General features: G+C 60.6%; 17 protein-coding genes. 9 read left to right on the top strand and 8 right to left on the bottom strand.

The genetic code is table 11. The features are described 5' to 3' along the window. The first annotated feature begins 80 nt into the window (after positions 1–80). Positions 81–2,501: a ComEC/Rec2 family competence protein gene (locus tag ACQZ40_RS04805; protein ID WP_448747599.1), complete on the top strand. Its 2,421-nt coding sequence runs from the start codon at positions 81–83 to the stop codon at positions 2,499–2,501. Positions 2,502–2,521: 20 nt separating this feature from the next. Here the strand turns inward: ACQZ40_RS04805 and ACQZ40_RS04800 are convergent, their stop codons facing one another. The 8 genes from ACQZ40_RS04800 to ACQZ40_RS04765 form a co-directional block, all read right to left on the bottom strand. After that, positions 2,522–3,199: a glutathione S-transferase family protein gene (locus ACQZ40_RS04800; protein ID WP_448747508.1), complete on the bottom strand. Its 678-nt coding sequence runs from the start codon at positions 3,197–3,199 to the stop codon at positions 2,522–2,524. 274 nt (positions 3,200–3,473) lie between these two features. Further along, positions 3,474–4,196 (bottom strand): transcriptional repressor LexA, encoded by a 723-nt coding sequence (gene lexA, locus ACQZ40_RS04795; protein ID WP_080856301.1) that lies wholly within the window; start codon positions 4,194–4,196, stop codon positions 3,474–3,476. Between the two features lie 246 nt (positions 4,197–4,442). Next, complete coding sequence (locus ACQZ40_RS04790; protein ID WP_448747507.1) at positions 4,443–5,702, bottom strand: TRAP transporter large permease subunit; 1,260 nt, start codon at positions 5,700–5,702, stop codon at positions 4,443–4,445. Further along, positions 5,699–6,232: a TRAP transporter small permease gene (locus ACQZ40_RS04785; protein WP_078053968.1), complete on the bottom strand. Its 534-nt coding sequence runs from the start codon at positions 6,230–6,232 to the stop codon at positions 5,699–5,701. The genes ACQZ40_RS04790 and ACQZ40_RS04785 overlap by 4 nt, the downstream gene beginning before the upstream one ends. A 120-nt stretch (positions 6,233–6,352) precedes the next feature. Further along, on the bottom strand, positions 6,353–7,360 hold the full coding sequence (locus ACQZ40_RS04780) for a TRAP transporter substrate-binding protein (RefSeq protein ID WP_448747506.1): 1,008 nt from the start codon (positions 7,358–7,360) through the stop codon (positions 6,353–6,355). Between the two features lie 122 nt (positions 7,361–7,482). Then, a complete protein-coding gene (locus ACQZ40_RS04775; RefSeq protein WP_448747505.1) occupies positions 7,483–8,514 on the bottom strand; it encodes a transketolase family protein in 1,032 nt (343 codons plus the stop codon). Continuing rightward, positions 8,511–9,383 (bottom strand): transketolase, encoded by an 873-nt coding sequence (locus ACQZ40_RS04770; protein ID WP_448747504.1) that lies wholly within the window; start codon positions 9,381–9,383, stop codon positions 8,511–8,513. The genes ACQZ40_RS04775 and ACQZ40_RS04770 overlap by 4 nt, the downstream gene beginning before the upstream one ends. 59 nt (positions 9,384–9,442) lie before the next feature. Then, positions 9,443–10,204 carry an SDR family NAD(P)-dependent oxidoreductase gene (locus tag ACQZ40_RS04765; protein WP_448747503.1) on the bottom strand — a complete coding sequence of 254 codons (762 nt, stop codon included), beginning with the start codon at positions 10,202–10,204 and terminating at the stop codon, positions 9,443–9,445. 169 nt (positions 10,205–10,373) lie between these two features. Between ACQZ40_RS04765 and ACQZ40_RS04760 the strand changes: the two genes are divergently transcribed. The 8 genes from ACQZ40_RS04760 to eno all read left to right on the top strand — a co-directional run bounded on the left by ACQZ40_RS04760 (position 10,374) and on the right by eno (position 17,723). After that, on the top strand, positions 10,374–11,261 hold the full coding sequence (locus ACQZ40_RS04760) for a LysR substrate-binding domain-containing protein (RefSeq protein WP_125147000.1): 888 nt from the start codon (positions 10,374–10,376) through the stop codon (positions 11,259–11,261). A 151-nt stretch (positions 11,262–11,412) separates the two neighbouring features. Then, positions 11,413–12,288, top strand: coding sequence for a sugar phosphate isomerase/epimerase family protein (locus tag ACQZ40_RS04755; protein WP_448747502.1), 876 nt, complete (start codon positions 11,413–11,415; stop codon positions 12,286–12,288). 45 nt (positions 12,289–12,333) lie between these two features. Further along, positions 12,334–13,326 carry a dihydroxyacetone kinase subunit DhaK gene (locus ACQZ40_RS04750; protein WP_065653908.1) on the top strand — a complete coding sequence of 331 codons (993 nt, stop codon included), beginning with the start codon at positions 12,334–12,336 and terminating at the stop codon, positions 13,324–13,326. A gap of 11 nt (positions 13,327–13,337) precedes the next feature. Then, complete coding sequence (dhaL, locus tag ACQZ40_RS04745; RefSeq protein WP_065653907.1) at positions 13,338–13,982, top strand: dihydroxyacetone kinase subunit DhaL; 645 nt, start codon at positions 13,338–13,340, stop codon at positions 13,980–13,982. Positions 13,983–14,042: 60 nt separating this feature from the next. Beyond that, positions 14,043–14,480 (top strand): D-erythrulose-4-phosphate isomerase, encoded by a 438-nt coding sequence (gene derI, locus ACQZ40_RS04740; protein ID WP_065653906.1) that lies wholly within the window; start codon positions 14,043–14,045, stop codon positions 14,478–14,480. 104 nt (positions 14,481–14,584) lie between these two features. Then, on the top strand, positions 14,585–15,454 hold the full coding sequence (locus ACQZ40_RS04735) for a VOC family protein (protein WP_448747501.1): 870 nt from the start codon (positions 14,585–14,587) through the stop codon (positions 15,452–15,454). Further along, positions 15,454–16,299, top strand: a complete 846-nt coding sequence (kdsA, locus tag ACQZ40_RS04730) for a 3-deoxy-8-phosphooctulonate synthase (RefSeq protein ID WP_080856313.1) — start codon at positions 15,454–15,456, stop codon at positions 16,297–16,299. The genes ACQZ40_RS04735 and kdsA overlap by 1 nt, the downstream gene beginning before the upstream one ends. Before the next feature lie 149 nt (positions 16,300–16,448). Continuing rightward, on the top strand, positions 16,449–17,723 hold the full coding sequence (eno, locus tag ACQZ40_RS04725; RefSeq protein WP_065653903.1) for a phosphopyruvate hydratase: 1,275 nt from the start codon (positions 16,449–16,451) through the stop codon (positions 17,721–17,723). Positions 17,724–17,909 lie beyond the last annotated feature (186 nt).

Genomic DNA, 17,909 nt, shown 5'->3' with positions numbered 1-17,909 from the left:
AACCTGTTCCCGGTGCGGCAGGGGCGCGGCGCGGATTGCTCGGTCAAGGGGAAAAACAGCATTTCAGATATGCCGAAACGATGCAGGGCGATTTGCCCGGCACGGCGGAAATCCTTTATCCGCTTCGCAGAACCGGCGATGTCGCGACATATGACATGCCCGCTCTTGTCGGCAAGCCGAACCTGCGAACCATCGCCTCCCAAAAAATCGCCGCATGCGTCGCCGAGGAGCGCGCATTCGGCCACGATTTTCTTTTCGTTCCGGTTTTCATCGGCTGCGGTGCGATCCTCTGGTTTTCCCTCAACACCTCGCCTTCATTCTCCGTTCTGGCGATCACATGTCTCATCGCCGCCGGTCTGGCGTTCTTCGCGAAATATCGCTCGGGCTTTGCAGCCACGGCCTGCGGCCTTTTCGCGCTGCTTTTGCTGGGCATGCTTTTCGCCGGGGTCGAAGCGTGGCGTGCCGGAACAGTGGTGCTGGATACGCCCGTCACCACCACCATCACCGGCACGGTGACCCGAAGGGAGGTGGATGCGCGCGGGGACTGGCGATATGTGGTGCAACTCACCGCAACGGAAGCGCCGGGATTGTCACGCCCGCCGGGGAAGGTCTCGCTCCTGTCACGTGGGGGAGGCGAGCCCGCCGCGCTCGGCGCGACCATTCGTGGCAAGGCGCGGCTTTCGCCGCCATCCGGCCCGGCCCTGCCTGGGCTCAACGATTTCGCCTTCGCCTCCTATTTCAGGGGCATAGGCGCGACCGGATTCTTCTATAAGCCGCCACAGACGGTAACTCCACCCGGCATCGACGCGAAGACGGGCTGGCTGGAATGGGCCGACATGCGGCTCTATGGCCTTCGCACCGCCATTGCCGAGCGCATCCGCAACACCATCGGCGGCGATGCCGGCGCCTTTGCCGCCTCCATCGTCACCGATGAGAGACAGGCCATATCCGCCGAAACAATGGAAGCGTTGCGGCTCTCAGGCCTTGCCCATATCGTCGCCATATCCGGGCTCAACATGGCGCTGGCGTCGGGCATATTCTTCGTAGGACTGAGGCTTGCCTTCAGCCTTTTTCCGGCATTTGCGCAGCGCTGGCCCGTGAAGAAGATTTCGGCTTTCGCCGCGCTCTTGATGACGCTCGCCTATTACCTGATTTCAGGTTTCGCCGTCTCCGCCGAACGCGCCTGGCTGATGATGTCGGTGATGCTGATCGCTGTGCTGTTCGATCAACCCTCGCTCAGCCTCAGGAATGTCGCGCTTTCCGCTTTGGTCATTCTCGCTTTTTCGCCCTCGGAAATCATGGGTCCGAGCTTTCAGATGTCTTTTGCCGCGACCATCGCGCTCGTCGCCTCCTATGCCGCCTGGAGCCGCTGGCGTATCGATCGCGAGCGTCTGTTCATCGGACGCAAACCGGCATGGATGACGGTGGCGCAAACGGCGGGCGCCATTATCGGCGGTGTCATCACGACGTCGCTGATCGGTGGTCTTTCGACGGCGATCTATTCGGTCGAGCATTTTCAGCGTGTCACCACCTATGGACTTTTCGCCAATCTGGCCGCCATGTCGCTGATCGTCATGCCTTTCGGCCTTGTCGCCATGCTGCTGATGCCTTTCGGGCTGGACGCACCATTTCTGAAGGTCATGGGATACGGCATGGCCCTCGTCATCGAGGTTGCGCAGGAGGTGGCGTCCTGGGGCGGAAGCGCTGCGACGGGCCGGCCGCACGGGTGGTTTCTGGGGCTCGCCTCGGCTGGTTTTCTGCTGCTGACTTTGCTGCGCAGCCGGCTTGCGCTTCTGGGCATGCCGCTTCTATTCCTCGCCTTCGGCCTGTCATCCGCCACGGCCTATCGCGATCCGCCCGATTTGCTTGTTCACGAGGATGGCGAGCTGGTGGCATTGCTGGAAGACGGCAAAGCCTACACGACGAAGGCTCAGCCGCAGGGTTTCGTTTATGGCCAGTGGCAAAGGGCGCTGCTTTTGCCGGAACAGCCTGTGCCGCCGGTCTTTCTAAAGAGCGAGGCTACGGCAAAAACCGTGGCTTTGGCCCCGAGGGCGAAGCTTGATCCGCAAGAGATGAGTGCAGTTGCACGGCAGATGACAGCGGCCTTGAGAGACGCCGAGCCCGGTGTTTTCACCTGCAGCAAAGGCACATGGTGTGTTGCGCGCGCGGGAAGCGGCGAATGGATCATCGTTCTGGAAGATGGCCGCTTTGCCGGAAAGGCTTGCGATATCGCCGATATCATTATCGTCTCCCGCAGAACGTCCTTCTCCCAATGCCGCTCGGGTGCACTTCTGCTGAACCGGGATATCCTGCGACGGATCGGTTCGCTGGAAATGGACTTCGCCGGCAACGAGCAGGCAGCGGTCGTCGGCAGGCTGCGCGCCGCAATCGCCGGCATGGACAGGCCCTGGAGCGAACATCGCTATTACGACTGGAAAAGCGGCCGTTTCGATCACGACGTGCCTGATGCCATCATGCGGTTGCTGGCGGCATCGCAATAAAGTGCCGCCAGCATGGACCGTCAGGGCTTGATGCGCAGATCCGCGGTCAATTCGCCGATCCCGCTAATTTCCTCTTCATGCGCCGCATCGCGCCAGACTTCCTTCAGTCCGGCCTCGTACCATTCGCGCATCGCGGGAAGGGCGAGCAGCCGGTCGCAATAGGCTTTCGCCGCGGGCGAAAGTTCCGCGCCATAAGTCTGGAAACGAAATGCCACCGGGCAGAAGAAGGCATCGACCGCCGTGAATTTCTGGCCGGCAAGAAAAGGCCCGCCGAATTTCGCGAGGCCTTCGCTCCACAGCGTATCGATGCGCTTTATATCGGCCGCAAGCCCGGTATCGCCACCCTTCGGCTTTACCCGAATGCCGACCGACATCGGGTAGAGATTGCGCAGCGAGGAAAAGCCCGCATGCATTTCGCTCGCCGCCGAACGTGACCAGGCCCGTGCCTGCTTGTCGGTCGCCCAGACGCCCTGGTGTCTTTCCGCCAGATATTCGGCGATCGACAGCGATTCCCAAACCGTCACGCCCTCATCGACAAGGCAGGGCACCTTGCCGGTCGGCGAGAAGGTGGAGAAGGAAACGCCTTCTCCGAACGGAACGAGTTTTTCATCGAAGGCGATGCCGAGCGTGCGCATCAACACCCAGGGCCGTAGCGACCATGAGGAGTAATTCTTGTTGGCGATATAAAGATCGTACATGACATGTTTCCCCGATATGACGCGCATTTCTATACCGGCGGATGGCCTTTGGAATATTGCAAATAATCCATGGCTCCCATAAGCCGCGTTGATGAATGGGAAGGTGAGGGAAGGGAGAAGGAGGCATATCCACGTCACCGCCCGGAGATGAGGGCGAAACACACCCTCTCTTTACTTGCGCAGGGCCGAATTGTTCCAGGGAACAAGCCAAGATGCCTCAAAGGGAGCGTCCTCTTCTCGATGACGCCCCTGGCGAAAAAAGGCGGGCTGCCAATTAATGATAACGGCGGATCAGCCCCACGAGCTTGCCCTGGATTTTCACCCGGTCCGGTCCGAAGATGCGGGTCTCATAGGCGGGGTTGGCGGCTTCCAGAGCGATGGACGCTCCCTTGCGGCGGAAACGCTTGAGGGTCGCTTCTTCATCATCCACCAGTGCCACGACGATGTCGCCCGGATTGGCCGTGTTGCCGTTGCGGATGATGACGGTATCGCCATCAAAAATGCCGGCTTCGATCATCGAGTCGCCCTTGACCTCAAGAGCGTAATGTTCGCCCGAGCCGAGCATGTCGACCGGCACGGCCACATCATGGGTGTTGTTCTGGATGGCGGAAATCGGCACACCGGCGGCGATGCGGCCCATGACCGGCACGGTGGCGGCGCCGGCGAAATCATTAGTGGGCGCCTTGGGGGCAGGGGCCGGCTCCGGCGTCTTCGGTTTGCCGAGGCTGCCTTCGATGACGCTCGGCGAGAAGCCGCGCTGCGGCCTTGCACCCGGCGCATAGGCCTCCGGTAGCTTGATGACTTCCAGCGCCCGCGCCCTGTTAGGTAGCCGGCGAATAAAGCCGCGCTCCTCGAGTGCCGTGATCAGCCGGTGGATGCCGGATTTGGATGCAAGATCGAGTGCGTCCTTCATTTCATCGAAGGAGGGCGGCACGCCGGACTCTTTCATTCTTTCATGAATGAAGAGAAGCAATTCCTGCTGTTTGCGCGTGAGCATGAGGAAAACACCCTTGAGAATCGTCGTTGAAGTCGCGAAACAAATACAGAACGAACACTATATGTTCCATATGTGTTCCGCAATCCCCTAAAACTTCGTGAAGGGTGCATCGCAGATCGTGATTTGATCGTCGAAACTATCAACAAAGCAGATCTAACGATGTGTGCCGCATCTTGAATACCAGAAACCACCGATCGGAGAGACCCGGCCGGTGGTTTCTGGCTGCCGTTTGCTACGGCTCTTATATCAGTAGATCGTGAGCGCAGGAATGAAGCTGACCGCGATGAGGAGCAGCATCGCCATGGTGAAGAACGGCCACAATTCCTTCGTCGTCGCGCCGAGCGGCGCTCTGGCTATGGAGGACGAGATGAAGAGTGTGGTGCCGATCGGTGGCGTATAGAGCCCGATACCGAGATTGATGACCATCATCATGCCGAGCTGCACCCGGTCGAGCCCGATCATATCGGCGAGCGGCACGAAGATCGGTCCGAGCAGCAGGATCGACGGCGGCAGATCGAGCGGCATGCCGATGATCAGCATCAGGATGTTCATCATGAGAATGATCAGGATCGGGTTGGAGATATTCTCGGCCACCCAGGTGGCGAAATGCTGGGGCGCCTGATCGAAGGTCAGCACCCAGCCCACCGCCGCACTGCCCATGATGACCAGCATGACGACGCCGGTTGCGGAACCAGCTTCGACGAAATTGTCGCAGAAACGCTTCCACGTCAGATCGCGATAAAAGAAGATGCTGAGCACGAGCGAATAGACGACGGAAAGAACGGCCACTTCGGTTGGCGTTGCAAAGCCGAAGCGGAGGCCGAGGATGATCAGGATCGGCAGGAGGATCGCCGGCAGGCTGCGGAATGCAAGTAGCGCCAGATCGCGCTTGCGGATGCTTTCGTCACGCACCGCATAACCGCGCCGCACGGCAATGGCCCAGCAGACGAAGATGAAACCGGCGGCCATGAGCAGGCCCGGCAGAATGCCGGCGATGAACAGATTGGCGATGCTGACGCCGCTGACCAATGAATAGAGGATCATCGGGATCGACGGCGGAATGAGCACGTCGATGACCGCTGAGGTGGCATTGTTGGCCGCACAGAGGGGAGCGGGGTAGCCTTGGCGCTTTTGCCATGGAATGAGCACCGAACCGAGTGCGCTCGCATTGGCGACCGCGGAGCCGGACACGCCGCCGAACACGACCGACGAAATGACGGTGGTGGAAAGCGGGCCGCCGCGCCAGCGCTGCATGGCCTTGGAGGCGAGTTCCAGAAGCTGGGTTCCGAGTTTGCCGCCGAGCATCAGCGTGCCCGCGAGCATGAAGAACGGCAGCGCCAGCATCGGGAAAGACTGCGTCTGGTCGTACACCTGCTGCGCCACGATCAAAAGCGGCACATAACCGTTCCACAGCACGGCGACGCCGGCAGAGATGATCAGCGCATAACCGACCGGAACCGCAATCATCATTAGAATACAAAATGCAATGATCATCACGATGGTCATAGCGGCATCTCCTCGGTTGCACCGTGCGGGCGGGCATGCCAGCCGCTGGAGAGAATGCGCAGGCTCGCGGTTGCGGTCGTGACCGAGACCAGTGCCGCGCCGAAGGCGATGGAATAATATCCGATGCTATTGGGCAATTGCAGCACAGGGCTGATTTCCGCGCCAGCGATCTCGGCGACGACAAGCGCCTGCTGCGCGAGAATGACGAAACTTGCGACCGTCACGAGATTGGCGAACAGCAGAACGCCCACCTTGCCGCGTTCGTCGAACTTGTCATAGATCCATTCAACCGCCATATGCGCGCCGCTCTGCGCGGCAAGGGTAATGCCAGCGACGATGAACCATGGAAACAGCATGGTTGGCAGTTCTTCCGCAAAATCCAGCCCGCCGGATGTCGATAGATAGCGGACGATGACGTTTGCGGTCATGATGACCGTGAGCAGAATGCCGGTTGCCACGATGATGATGCGGCAGAGGGTGGCGATGAAACTGTCAACGCGATTGGCGGCGGACAAGGCTCCTTCGAGCATTGGCGCATCTCCTGAAAACTGAAACCGTATGAATGTCGGCGTGAGCGAGGCTCCCGCCGATCCTGTCGGTGGACATGAAGGCGAGGCCTGGCGGCATGCGCCGGCCCGGCATCCTGCTCGTCAGCCCTTGGCAGCCTTTTCCAGCGCGGCGACGAAATCGCCGAAGGGCTTCTGCTTCCATGTCTCCAGCACCTGCGCGGTCGCTTTCGCGAAGGCCGCGTGGTCGAGGTCTTCCACCACCTCGATGGCGGCATTGGCCCTGAAGGCGGCCAGTGACGCGCTTGCCTTTTCCGCCGAGAGTTTGCGCTGAAGCGCGCCTGCCTCCTTCGCAGCCGCCTTGACCGCCTCAAAATCCTTGCCCAGCCGCCCCTCGGCGAATTTGGACATCAGGAACGGGGTGGACTCCCATTTATGGGCGGTGAGGCTGATATGTTTGTTGACCTCGTAAAGCTTGGAGCTTTCGATATTCACGAGCGGATTTTCCTGCCCGTCAACGACACCCTGCTGAAGCGCGATGTAGAGTTCGCCAAACGCGATCTGAACCGTCGCCGCATCCAGCGCCTTGAAGATATCCATGGTCATCGGGTCGGCCGGCGTGCGGATTTTCAGGCCCGCGACGTCCTGTGGCTTGGTGATGGCGTGTTTGGAGTTGGAGACATGGCGGATGCCGTTATCCCACCAGTCGAGCGGCACGATGCCGACCTTCTGGAAACGCGCATCGAGCGATGCGCCGACATCGCCCTCGAGTACCTTGATCGCCTGATCGGCATTGCTGAACAGAAAGGGCAGGCCAAGCGCCGCAAGTTCTGGAACAACGCTCGAAACCGGACCCTGGCTGTTGGCGGTGAAATCCAGCGCCCCGGTGCGCAGGCTGGTCAGCATGGCGGCGTCGCTGCCAAGCGTTTCCGAACCGGCGACATTGATCGCCACGCGGCCTTCGGTTTTCTGGGCAACGAGTTCCGCGAATTTCGCGGCCGCCAGCGTGCGCGGATTGCCCGGCGCAGCCCCATGGCCGAGCGTCAGCGTCGTGGCGGCCCGGGCGTTGCGGGCCGTCGTCAGAACGGCCGGCGCAGCCAGCGCCAGTCCGGTACCGGTCAGGAACATACGCCTGTTGATGGAAATACTCATTTTTCTCCTCCCTGGATTTAAACACTCTCGGCGTTGTCCGACCACGCGGATAACGCGCTCCACTCCCTTGAAACCGCCGGCTCCCCCCGGGCTGATTCCGCACCATGTCTGAGCTTCAGCCTTTAGACCGAACCGTGCGGTACTTCAAAATTTTCATTCTCCAGCCACGCCCTTGCGCGCGCCACGATCATCGCCGTCGAGATGCCGTAGCGGTCATGCAGGGTGGGCAGCGCGCCTGCATCCAGAAAAGCATCGGGCAGGGCGATCTGCCGCAGGCGCGGCACCCGGCCGCTTTTCATCAGCGCCATCGCTACGGCCTCTCCAAGCCCGCCGATTTCGCTGTGGTTTTCCGCCACGATGACCAGACGATCCGCCCGGTCCACTTCCGCGAAGATCGAGGCGGTATCGAGCGGCTTGATGGTGGGGGAATGCAACACGGCGCAGCCGACGCCCTCCTTCTCAAGCAGGGCAGCCGCTTCGAGAACCCGCATCGTCAATATGCCGGACGATATGAAAAGAACCTGCGCACCATCGCGGATAAGCTTCGCCTTGCCGAGTTCGAACCGATAGCCATATTCTTCGAGCACCACCGGCACCTGGCCGCGCAGCAGGCGCATATAAACGGGGCCGTTAAAATCCGTGATGGCTGGCACCGCGCCTTCTATGTCGGTCGCATCGCACGGGTCGATGATCGTCATGTTCGGCAGCGCGCGAAAGATCGCCAGATCGTCGGTTGCCTGATGGCTGGGGCCGTAACCCGTCGTCAGGCCGGGCAGGGCGCAGACGATCTTCACCGGCAGGTTTTCCTCGGCAATCGCCATCGCGATGAAATCATAAGCGCGGCGGGCGGCGAAGACCGCATAGGTGGTCGCAAAGGGCACGAAACCTTCGCGCGCCAGACCGGCGGCAGTGCTCATCAAAAGCTGCTCGGCCATGCCCATCTGATAAAAGCGCTCGGGAAAGGCTTTGGCGAAAATATGCAGGTCGGTATATTTGCCGAGATCGGCGGTGAGGCCGACAATATCCTCGCGTTCCTTCGCCAGCTGAACAAGGGCGTGACCGAAGGGGGCAGGCCGTGTCGGCTGGCCTTCGGCGGCGATGGAGGCGATCATCGCCGATGTGGTAAGGCGCTTCTGCGGGGCTGCTGCGCTCATTGCGGCCGTCCTTCCTCAAGGGCGTCAAGCGCCAGCTTCCACTCATGCGCTTCCACGCGAATGAAATGGGTGATTTCGCGGTTTTCGAGAAAGGGCACACCGCGGCCCATCCGGGTATCGAAAATGATGGCGCGCGGCCTGTCATCGGCAAGTGACATTGCGATATCGAAGGCCTCGCGAACCTTGTCGATATCGTTGCCGTCCACGCGCTGCACGTGCCAGCCGAAGGCCGCGAATTTGGCGTCCACGGGTTCGGAGGACAGCATCTCGCGGGAAGGGCCGTCCGCTTGTTGATTGTTGAAATCCACAAGATTGATGAGATTGCCGAGCCTGTGATGGGATGCGCCCATCGCGGCCTCCCAGGTGGAACCTTCGCCCAACTCGCCATCCGACATCAGGTTGATGATGAACCGGTCGGAATTCTTGCGCTTGAGGCCAAGAGCCATTCCGACCGCTATGCCAAGCCCATGGCCGAGCGATCCGCCGGTGATTTCCATGCCCGGCGTATAGGAGGCCATGCCGGACATGGGCAGGCGCGATCCGTCGCAGCCGTAGGTCTCCAGCTCGTCTTCCGGGATGATGCCCGCCTCGATGAGCGCCGCGTAAAGCGCAATCGCATAATGGCCGATGGAAAGCAGAAACCGGTCGCGGCCTTCCCAGTGCGGATCGTCCGCCCGGTAACGCATGGTGTGAAACCAGGCCACCGCCAGAACATCGGCAATGCCGAGCGCCTGGCCTACATAACCCTGGCCCTGCACCTCACCCATCAAAAGGGCGTTGCGCCGGATGCGCCAGGCGCGTTCCGCCAGCGATACATTCGCCAGCGCCGCTTCCTTCGTTGCATCTGTGTCCGAATACGCCTGAGCCATGGTTTCCTCCTCCCGGTCAGAAAAATCGAAGCCGATTTTCCGGCTTCGAAAGGTGGTTTTCAGTGAATGAGCATTCCGCCATTCACATCGACAACCGCGCCGGTGACATAGGAGGAGAGATCCGAGGCGAGGAAGAGATAGATATTGGCGACATCGATAGCGTCGCCGAGACGGTTTAGCGGAATGCCCTTGAGAATGTCGCGGCGCATATCGTCGGTCAGCTTGCCGCCGGTAATGTCGGTCTGGATCAGGCCGGGAGTGACGGAGTTGACGCGAATGCCGTCAGGGCCGAATTCACGCGCCATGGCCTTTGCGAGACCGAGAACGCCCGCCTTGGCCGCCGAATAATGCGGCCCGCCGAAAATGCCGCCGCCACGTTGCGCGGAGACGGACGACATGCAGGCAATCGAGCCGCCGCCATTGTCGCGCATATTGGGAATGAAGGCCTGGCTGAAATTCAGCACACCGGTCATGTTGACATCGACGATGCGCTGCCAGTCTGCGCCGGTAATGTCGAGCGTCTTCACCGGCTGGGTAATGCCGGCATTATTGATGAGGATATCGATCTTGCCGAAAGCGGCGATGACTTTTTGCGCGGCCGCCTCGCAGGAGGCGCGATCCGCCACATTGCCGCCGACCCCGAGATGCTCGCCGCCATCCACTTTTTCAAGCGAGGCCGCAGCTTCGATGCTGCCGGTTTCATCCAGATCCACGATGGCGACGCGGGCGCCGTGGCGGGCGAAAAGTTCCGCCGTGGCGCGGCCGATGCCGCGTTTGCTGGCGGCGCCTGAAATAACCGCGGTCTTTCCATTCAACAACATAAGCAATCCTCCCAAGCCGGGCGGGCCGGCTTCATACGCTTGACGGCGGTGCTCCCGACCTGCCGCCGCATCCCGTCCTGCGACGAATGCAGCCTCGATATTGCAGATGGGCAGAGGGCGCTTCAAACGCGAAGTTTACATCATCTCATGAATCTGCTTCAGTAATCGAATGTTGAACGGCATTTCACTCACCTCCATCCGCGCCTTCGAATCCGCCGCCAGACTTGGCTCATTCCGGGCCGCTGCCGATGAGCTCAACCTGTCGGCGAGCGCCGTCAGCCATGCCATCGTCAAGCTCGAAAGGGTGCTCGGTACGCCGCTTTTCGAGCGCACCACACGAACGGTGCGCCTGACGGCGGCGGGGCAGACGCTTCTGACACATGCATCGAACGCCTTCGAGGAGTTGCGGCAGGGCATTGAGGTAGTGTCCTCCAACCGCTCCCATCTTCTGCGCCTGCATTGCGCGCCGAGCTATGCGGCGCAGGTATTGTCGCCGCGCCTGCCGCAATTTTTAAACGCCAATCCGGGCATTGAGGTGCGGCTGGCGGCCAGCACCGCCTATGTGCGTTTCGTCGATGGTGAATTCGATGCCGATATCATCTATGGCGAACCGCAGGGAGACGATCTCATCATCATTCCGCTGGGCAGCGAGCGTGTCACGCCGCTGTGCTCGCCGGCGCTCGCGGACGAGATCACGACACCCCGGGATTTGAACCGGCAATTGCTTATTCGAAGCGACAACAAACGTCTGCAATGGCCGGACTGGTTCGAGGCCAACGGGCTCGGCAAGCCGCCCATTCAGGCCATGAGTTTCGACCGTAGTTTCCTGGCGATCGATGCCGCCGCCAATGGCGTCGGCGTGGCGCTGGAATCGACACGGCTTGCCCATCGCGAGATAAAATCCGGGCGGCTGGTCGCGCCCTTAAGCGGCGCGACGCAGGACCTCCACTATGTCGGCCATTATCTCGCCTATCCCAAATCCGGCAGCCAGCGCAGACTGGCAAGACGGTTTGCCGACTGGCTGATCGAAGACCTTCAGGATCCTGCGTTTGAATAGGAATGCGATTGTTACGTGAATTGAATTCACTGGCGCGTTAATTTTTTCCGCTTGCTCACGAGCGGAGCTCTCCGTCATTTTCCGGTCGGAATAATGAGGTTGCAGCGTGATCGGCATCGTCCCTTCGGCTGCGGCTCAAGGGGAGGATTGCATGAAAGATCGCATCATATCGGCGTCCGGCGCGCCATATGACGGCTATGGGCGCGAGGAGATGCTGGAGAGCATCGCCAGGATCGGTTTTCGCCATGTGGAGCCTGCCTTTATCGTCGGTTACACCGAACCATTTGATGAAAGCGCGTTCCTGCCGGCTGAAATGGCGTCATGGCGCCGGTCGCTTGATGATGCCGGGCTGGGCTGCCATGCCATGTCGTCGCATATCGATCTTGGACTGGACGATTCCGTAGAAATTTTCACCGGCAGAATGGCTTTTGCAGCGGGAATCGGCGCGAGGGTTATCGCCACAAATGCCTCGGCCCGGCAACGCGAAGACCGGTTCCTGCGCAATATCGAAGTGCTTCTGCGTCGTGCTGAGGCCTTCGGCATCGTGATCGGGCTGGAAAATCCCGGCGATGGCAGCGACAACCTTTTCAACATCGCGCAGGAGGGCGTCGCGCTCACGCGTCGTTTCGGCTCCCCATGGCTGGGGCTGAATTATGACGCGGCCAATACCGCGTCCCATCGTCCGCAACTCAAGAATTTTGCCGATGACGCGGTGGCGGCGCTGCCGGCCTCGGTCCATGCGCATATCAAGGATGTGAAACGCACGCCGGAGGGCTGGTTTTTCGTGCCGGTGGGCGAAGGCGATATCGATTGCCACAAGCTGCTCGGTGAGATTGCCAAAAAGCCGGAGATGCCGATCAGCATCGAGTTTCCAGCCCGCCTTCACCGTCGCGCGGATGCCCAGCCGGTAAGGCGTATCAGCCCCGCATCGCTTCGGGAAATAGAGCAGGCTCTGACGGTTTCGCTTGACGCTGTCAAAAGAGGATTGGCCGGGGGCGGAGCCGCAAGCTCAGCCGCTGTCGCCTGAGAGGCGATAGGGGCTGGCGCGTAGACGGCATAAAGGAGGAGAGTAATGCAGAGATTTGTGAATAACCCCGACGAGGTGGTTGAGGATACGGTGAAAGGCTTCGTCAAGGCCCATCGCGACATCGTGCGCCTCGCGGATAATCCGCGTGTCGTCGTTGCCAGGGGCGCGCCGGTCGCCGGCAAGGTCGGTGTTGTCACGGGTGGCGGCTCCGGCCATGAGCCGGCCTTTATCGGCTACACCGGCCGCAACATGCTGGATGCCGTCGCCGTTGGCGAATTGTTTTCATCACCCACGGCCAAGAGCTTTCACGACGCGATCCGCGAAGCCAATGGCGGCAGGGGCGTGATCGTGCTCTACGGCAATTATGCCGGGGACAATATGAATGTGAAGATGGCGACAAAACTCGCCGCCAAAGACGGCATCGAGATCGCCACCGTCGTCGCCAATGACGATGTGTGTTCCGCTGCCCCCGAGGAGCGTGAGAAACGCCGCGGTGTCGCTGGCGAAATCTTCATGTGGAAGATCGGCGGCGCCAAGGCGGCAAGCGGCGCTTCGCTGGAGGAGGTGCGCGCCACCGCCCAGAAGGCCATCGACAATTGCCGCTCCATCGGCGTCGGTCTCGGCCCCTGCACCCTGCCGGCGGTCGGCCATCCCAACTTCCAGATCGAACCGGGCACGATGGAAGTGGGCATAGGCCACCACGGCGAACCCGGCGTTCGCGTCGAGAAGCTGAAATCCGCCGCTGATGTGGCGAAGGACATGTGCAAGATCGTGCTCGATGATCACAACCTGCCGGCCGGCAGCGAGGTGGCGGTGCTGGTCTCCGGGCTTGGCGCGACGCCCGTCAACGAACTCTACATCCTCAACGACACGATAGAATCCGAGATTTCGGCGCGTGGCCTGAAAATCCACAAAACCTATATCGGCAACTATTTCACGTCGCTTGAGATGGTGGGCGCGACTTTGACCGTGATGGCGCTGGATGACGAGCTGAAACCGCTGCTCGATGCCGAAGCGCTTTGCACCGTTATGCTGTGAGGAGAAAATTCATGCAGTCTTTTCAGAACGCCAGGGCCGGCGACATCGTTCTCTCCATGGCCGAAAGCATCATCGAAAACCGCGCCTATCTCAGCGAGATCGACGGCAAGATCGGCGATGGCGACCATGGCGTGAACATGGCCAAGGGATTCGGCCTGGCGGCGGACCGGCTTAGAGGGCAGGACGCCTCGCTTGCCAAGGCGCTCGATACGCTCGGCACGATCCTGATGACGGAAATCGGCGGTTCCATGGGGCCTCTTTATGGGGTGATGTTTACGCAATTCGCCGAGAAAATCGAAAATGCCGAGGTTATCGATGCACCGTCCTTCAGCAGAATGCTGCATGCCGGCCTCGAAGGCGTCAGTTCCATCGGCTCGGCCAAGGTGGGCGACAAGACGCTGCTGGATACGCTGGTGCCGGCGGTGACGGCATTCGACACCGCCACCGCCTCGGGCGCGTCATTCCACGATGCTGCCGCAGCCCTTGTCGCTGCCGCCGAAACCGGCAGGGATTCGACCATCAATCTCGTTGCGAAGATCGGCCGCGCCAGCCGTCTCGGCGAGCGCTCGCTCGGTGTTCTCGATGCCGGCGCCACCTCCTGCGCGCTCATCCTGCGCAGCCTTGCCGAAGGCGCACAGGCCAGATTGCAATCTTGAAAACAGGACATGTCGGCTGAAGCCCACGAGGCTCGCACGCGAATAACGGGAGACACCGAAATGAGAATTGTCGCGGGCGCTGACAGCGCCGGAAAACCCCTGCTGGATGCGGTGCTCGCCCATCTTTCCGGCAGGCAAGGGCTGACCGTCGTGGATCGAAGTCAGGACGGATTTTATGCCGATCTGGCCGAAGCCGTGGCCGGCAGCATCATCGCCGGTGAATTCGATCGCGGCCTCTTGTTTTGCGGAACCGGTATCGGCGTCTGCATTTCCGCCAACAAGGTGCCCGGCATCCGAGCCGCCTTGACCCACGACACATATTCCGCCGAACGCGCGGCGAAATCCAACAACGCCCAGATCATCACCATGGGCGCCCGCGTGATCGGACCGGAACTGGCGAAAGCCATCGTCGACATCTGGCTGGCATCGGATTTCGATCCGAAAGGATCGTCGGCGAAAAACGTGGAGGCGATCAACCGTCTCGATGCATGCCGGTAAGCCATAGGTGCTTGACCGGGCCGGCCCGGCGAAGCTGACTGTTTGCATTGCTGGCATCATCTGTGCTTTTGTCACGCGCAAACCCGCAGCACAGGGGCTCGAAAATGGCGAACCGAAATAGTGTCGATCATCTCGTTTTGCCGGTACAGTCTCTTGCCGTGGCGAAAGACCGCCTTGAGCTTCTCGGCTTCACCGTCGCGCCGGAGGCTCTCCATCCCTTCGGAACGCAGAATGCCTGCGTTTTCTTCACGGACGGCACCTATCTGGAACCGCTCGCGATTGCTGACCCGGCTAAATATAATGAATCGGTGAACAGGGGCGACGTGTTCACCGGTAGGGATCGGGCCTTTCGGCAGCGTCATGGCGAGGAGGGTTTTTCGGCCCTGGTGGCAAGAAGCGAAAGCGCCATTGCCGATCATGACAGGTTTTCCGCATCCGGCTTCTCGGCAGGCGATATCTTTGAATTTTCACGGCCCGTGCGGATGCCGGATGGTTCAGAGAGTGAGGCGGCATTCCGGCTGGCATTCGCAGCGAGCGGCGCGGCTTCGGATTTCTTTCTGTTCAGCTGCCAGCGATTGCTGGCTTTGCCGAACGACCGGGCGGCGCTGGAGCGCCACGCCAATGGTGCTTCCGGCCTCAGCGAGATCGTTCTGTTTTCCGGTGGCGATCAGAACGCAGTCCGTCTGATCGAAACGGTATTTGCCTGTGAGGAGGAGATGTCTCCAGATGGAGATATTATTTTTGCGACCGGCAACGCGCACATCAGGCTGAACCAAAAACCGGCCTTCAGCGAAAGCCTGCCCAATTCTCCGAATGGCCTGCACGGCGCAGGCATCGTCTTTTCCGTTGACGATCTTGCCGTGACAGAAGCGGTGCTTGCTGCTAATGGCGTCTTCAGCGCAGAAGCGGACGGCCGTCTTGTGGTGTCCGCCGCGCCCGGTCAGGGCGTTGCATTCGCCTTCGAGGAAAAATGATGAGCGTTACGAACAATCTCAAAGTCACCGCCGGCGACGGCGCCAATTCGGTTTCCTTTTCCAACAGCGAGCGATTTTCTCTGATTGCCGGCCCCTGCCAGATGGAAAGCCGGGAACATGCTTTCATGATCGCCGGTGTCCTGAAGGAGCTTTGCGACAAGCTGGGGATCGGGCTCGTTTATAAGTCGTCCTTCGACAAGGCGAACCGTACGTCGCTTTCCGGCAAACGCGGCATCGGCCTTGACAGCGCTATGCAGGTTTTCGCCGATCTCAAGAAGGAATTCGGCTTTCCTGTTCTGACCGACATTCACACCGAAGAACAATGCGCCATCGTGTCCGAAGTGGTGGATGTGCTGCAAATCCCGGCCTTTCTCAGCCGCCAGACCGATCTTCTCGTCGCCGCCGCGAAAACCGGCCGCGTTATCAACGTCAAGAAGGGCCAGTTTCTCGCCCCCTGGGACATGAAGAACGTGCTGGCCAAGCTGAATGAGAGCGGCAATCCGAATGTGCTTCTGTGCGAGCGCGGCGCCTCCTTCGGTTACAACACGCTTGTTTCCGACATGCGCTCGCTGCCGATCATGGCTTCGCTCGGCGCGCCTGTTGTCTTTGACGCCACGCATTCGGTTCAGCAGCCGGGCGGGCAGGGCGGTTCCACGGGCGGCCAGCGCGAATTCGTCGAGACGCTCGCGCGGGCGGCGGTTGCTGTCGGTGTCGCCGGGCTCTTCATCGAAACCCATGAGGACCCGGACAATGCACCGTCGGACGGCCCCAACATGGTTCATCTGAAGGACATGCCGAAACTGCTCGAAAAGCTGCTTGCTTTCGACGCCATCACCAAAGCCTGAGGGGCGGAGGCGTTACGGCGAGCACAGTCTGTGCCAATCGATTTTAATGGCGGGCGCGCCGTTTCTGCCACCCGTCGTCATTGTAATTTCTTCACCATCGTCTAAGACAGGCGACGGAAAATATCTGTTCCATTCCCAAGGGAGAGACCATGACTGCCATTACCGATATCATCGCGCGCGAAATCCTCGACAGCCGCGGCAACCCGACCGTTGAAGTCGATGTTTACCTCGAAGACGGCTCCATGGGCCGTGCCGCCGTTCCTTCGGGCGCCTCCACCGGCGCGCATGAGGCGGTTGAGCTGCGCGATGGCGGCAAGCGTTATCTCGGCAAGGGCGTGGAAAAGGCGGTCGAAGCCGTCAATACGGAAATCTTCGACGCCATCGGCGGTTTCGATGCCGAGAACCAGATCCAGATCGACCAGATGATGATCGCGCTCGACGGCACGCCGAACAAGTCGCGCATCGGCGCCAACGCCATCCTCGGCGTATCGCTCGCTGTCGCCAAGGCTGCTGCCGAAGCCTCCGGCCTGCCGCTTTACCGTTATGTCGGCGGCCCGAACGCACATCTGCTGCCGGTTCCGATGATGAACATCATCAATGGCGGCGCGCATGCCGATAACCCCATCGACTTCCAGGAATTCATGATCCTGCCGGTCGGCGCGGAAAACATCCGCGAAGCCGTGCGCATGGGTTCTGAAGTGTTCCATACGCTGAAGAAAGAACTGGCGGCACAGGGTCACAACACCAATGTCGGCGACGAGGGCGGTTTCGCACCGGGTCTCGAAAGCGCACCGGCCGCGCTCGATTTCATCATGAAGTCGATTGAAAAGGCCGGCTACCGCCCGGGCGACGACATGTTCGTCGGTCTCGACTGTGCCTCGACCGAATTCTTCAAGGACGGAAAATACGTTCTCGAAGGCGAAGGCCGCACGCTGGAATCGGGCGCAATGGCGGAATATCTGGCGGAACTCGTTGCCAAGTACCCGATCATTTCCATCGAAGACGGCATGGCCGAAGACGACTGGGAAGGCTGGAAGACGCTGACCGATCTCATCGGCAACAAGTGCCAGCTCGTCGGCGACGATCTCTTCGTCACCAACTCCGCGCGTCTGCGCGACGGCATCAAGATGGGTGTCGCAAACTCCATCCTCGTCAAGGTCAACCAGATCGGTTCGCTCTCCGAGACGCTGGATGCGGTCGAGACGGCGCACAAGGCCGGTTACACCGCCGTCATGTCGCACCGTTCGGGCGAAACGGAAGATTCCACCATCGCCGATCTCGCTGTTGCGACGAACTGCGGTCAGATCAAGACCGGCTCGCTCGCCCGTTCCGACCGGCTCGCAAAGTACAACCAGCTGATCCGCATCGAGGAAATGCTGGGCCCGCAGGCTGCCTACGCTGGCCGTTCGATCCTGCGCGGTTAATTCGCGTTCGGGTTTCTTGATGTGGCCCGCTGCCTGTCGGGCTCGTTTAAGCGGCGAGTGGTATGGTCCGCACTCCGTCACCCCGGACTTGTGTGGACGTATTGTGGTTTACTTGATGCATAGGCCGGGATGCGCATCCCGGCCTATGCAGGCAGGCGGCCGTATTTCCGGACTGGTTTACGCAGC

It is taken from the genome of Agrobacterium sp. 16-172Ci (assembly GCF_053522725.1).
This window is presented reverse-complemented; position numbering and strand designations above follow the sequence as displayed.

Coding starts and splice junctions, on each gene's coding strand:
- ACQZ40_RS04780 (WP_448747506.1), bottom strand. CDS start 7,360: ATGAGTATTTCCATCAACAGGCGTATGTTCCTGACCGGTACCGGACTG.
- ACQZ40_RS04765 (WP_448747503.1), bottom strand. CDS start 10,204: ATGTTGTTGAATGGAAAGACCGCGGTTATTTCAGGCGCCGCCAGCAAA.
- kdsA (WP_080856313.1), top strand. CDS start 15,454: ATGAGCGTTACGAACAATCTCAAAGTCACCGCCGGCGACGGCGCCAAT.
- derI (WP_065653906.1), top strand. CDS start 14,043: ATGAGAATTGTCGCGGGCGCTGACAGCGCCGGAAAACCCCTGCTGGAT.
- ACQZ40_RS04735 (WP_448747501.1), top strand. CDS start 14,585: ATGGCGAACCGAAATAGTGTCGATCATCTCGTTTTGCCGGTACAGTCT.
- dhaL (WP_065653907.1), top strand. CDS start 13,338: ATGCAGTCTTTTCAGAACGCCAGGGCCGGCGACATCGTTCTCTCCATG.
- ACQZ40_RS04750 (WP_065653908.1), top strand. CDS start 12,334: ATGCAGAGATTTGTGAATAACCCCGACGAGGTGGTTGAGGATACGGTG.
- ACQZ40_RS04800 (WP_448747508.1), bottom strand. CDS start 3,199: ATGTACGATCTTTATATCGCCAACAAGAATTACTCCTCATGGTCGCTA.
- ACQZ40_RS04790 (WP_448747507.1), bottom strand. CDS start 5,702: ATGACCATCGTGATGATCATTGCATTTTGTATTCTAATGATGATTGCG.
- eno (WP_065653903.1), top strand. CDS start 16,449: ATGACTGCCATTACCGATATCATCGCGCGCGAAATCCTCGACAGCCGC.
- ACQZ40_RS04775 (WP_448747505.1), bottom strand. CDS start 8,514: ATGAGCGCAGCAGCCCCGCAGAAGCGCCTTACCACATCGGCGATGATC.
- ACQZ40_RS04755 (WP_448747502.1), top strand. CDS start 11,413: ATGAAAGATCGCATCATATCGGCGTCCGGCGCGCCATATGACGGCTAT.
- ACQZ40_RS04805 (WP_448747599.1), top strand. CDS start 81: ATGCAGGGCGATTTGCCCGGCACGGCGGAAATCCTTTATCCGCTTCGC.
- lexA (WP_080856301.1), bottom strand. CDS start 4,196: ATGCTCACGCGCAAACAGCAGGAATTGCTTCTCTTCATTCATGAAAGA.
- ACQZ40_RS04785 (WP_078053968.1), bottom strand. CDS start 6,232: ATGCTCGAAGGAGCCTTGTCCGCCGCCAATCGCGTTGACAGTTTCATC.
- ACQZ40_RS04760 (WP_125147000.1), top strand. CDS start 10,374: ATGTTGAACGGCATTTCACTCACCTCCATCCGCGCCTTCGAATCCGCC.
- ACQZ40_RS04770 (WP_448747504.1), bottom strand. CDS start 9,383: ATGGCTCAGGCGTATTCGGACACAGATGCAACGAAGGAAGCGGCGCTG.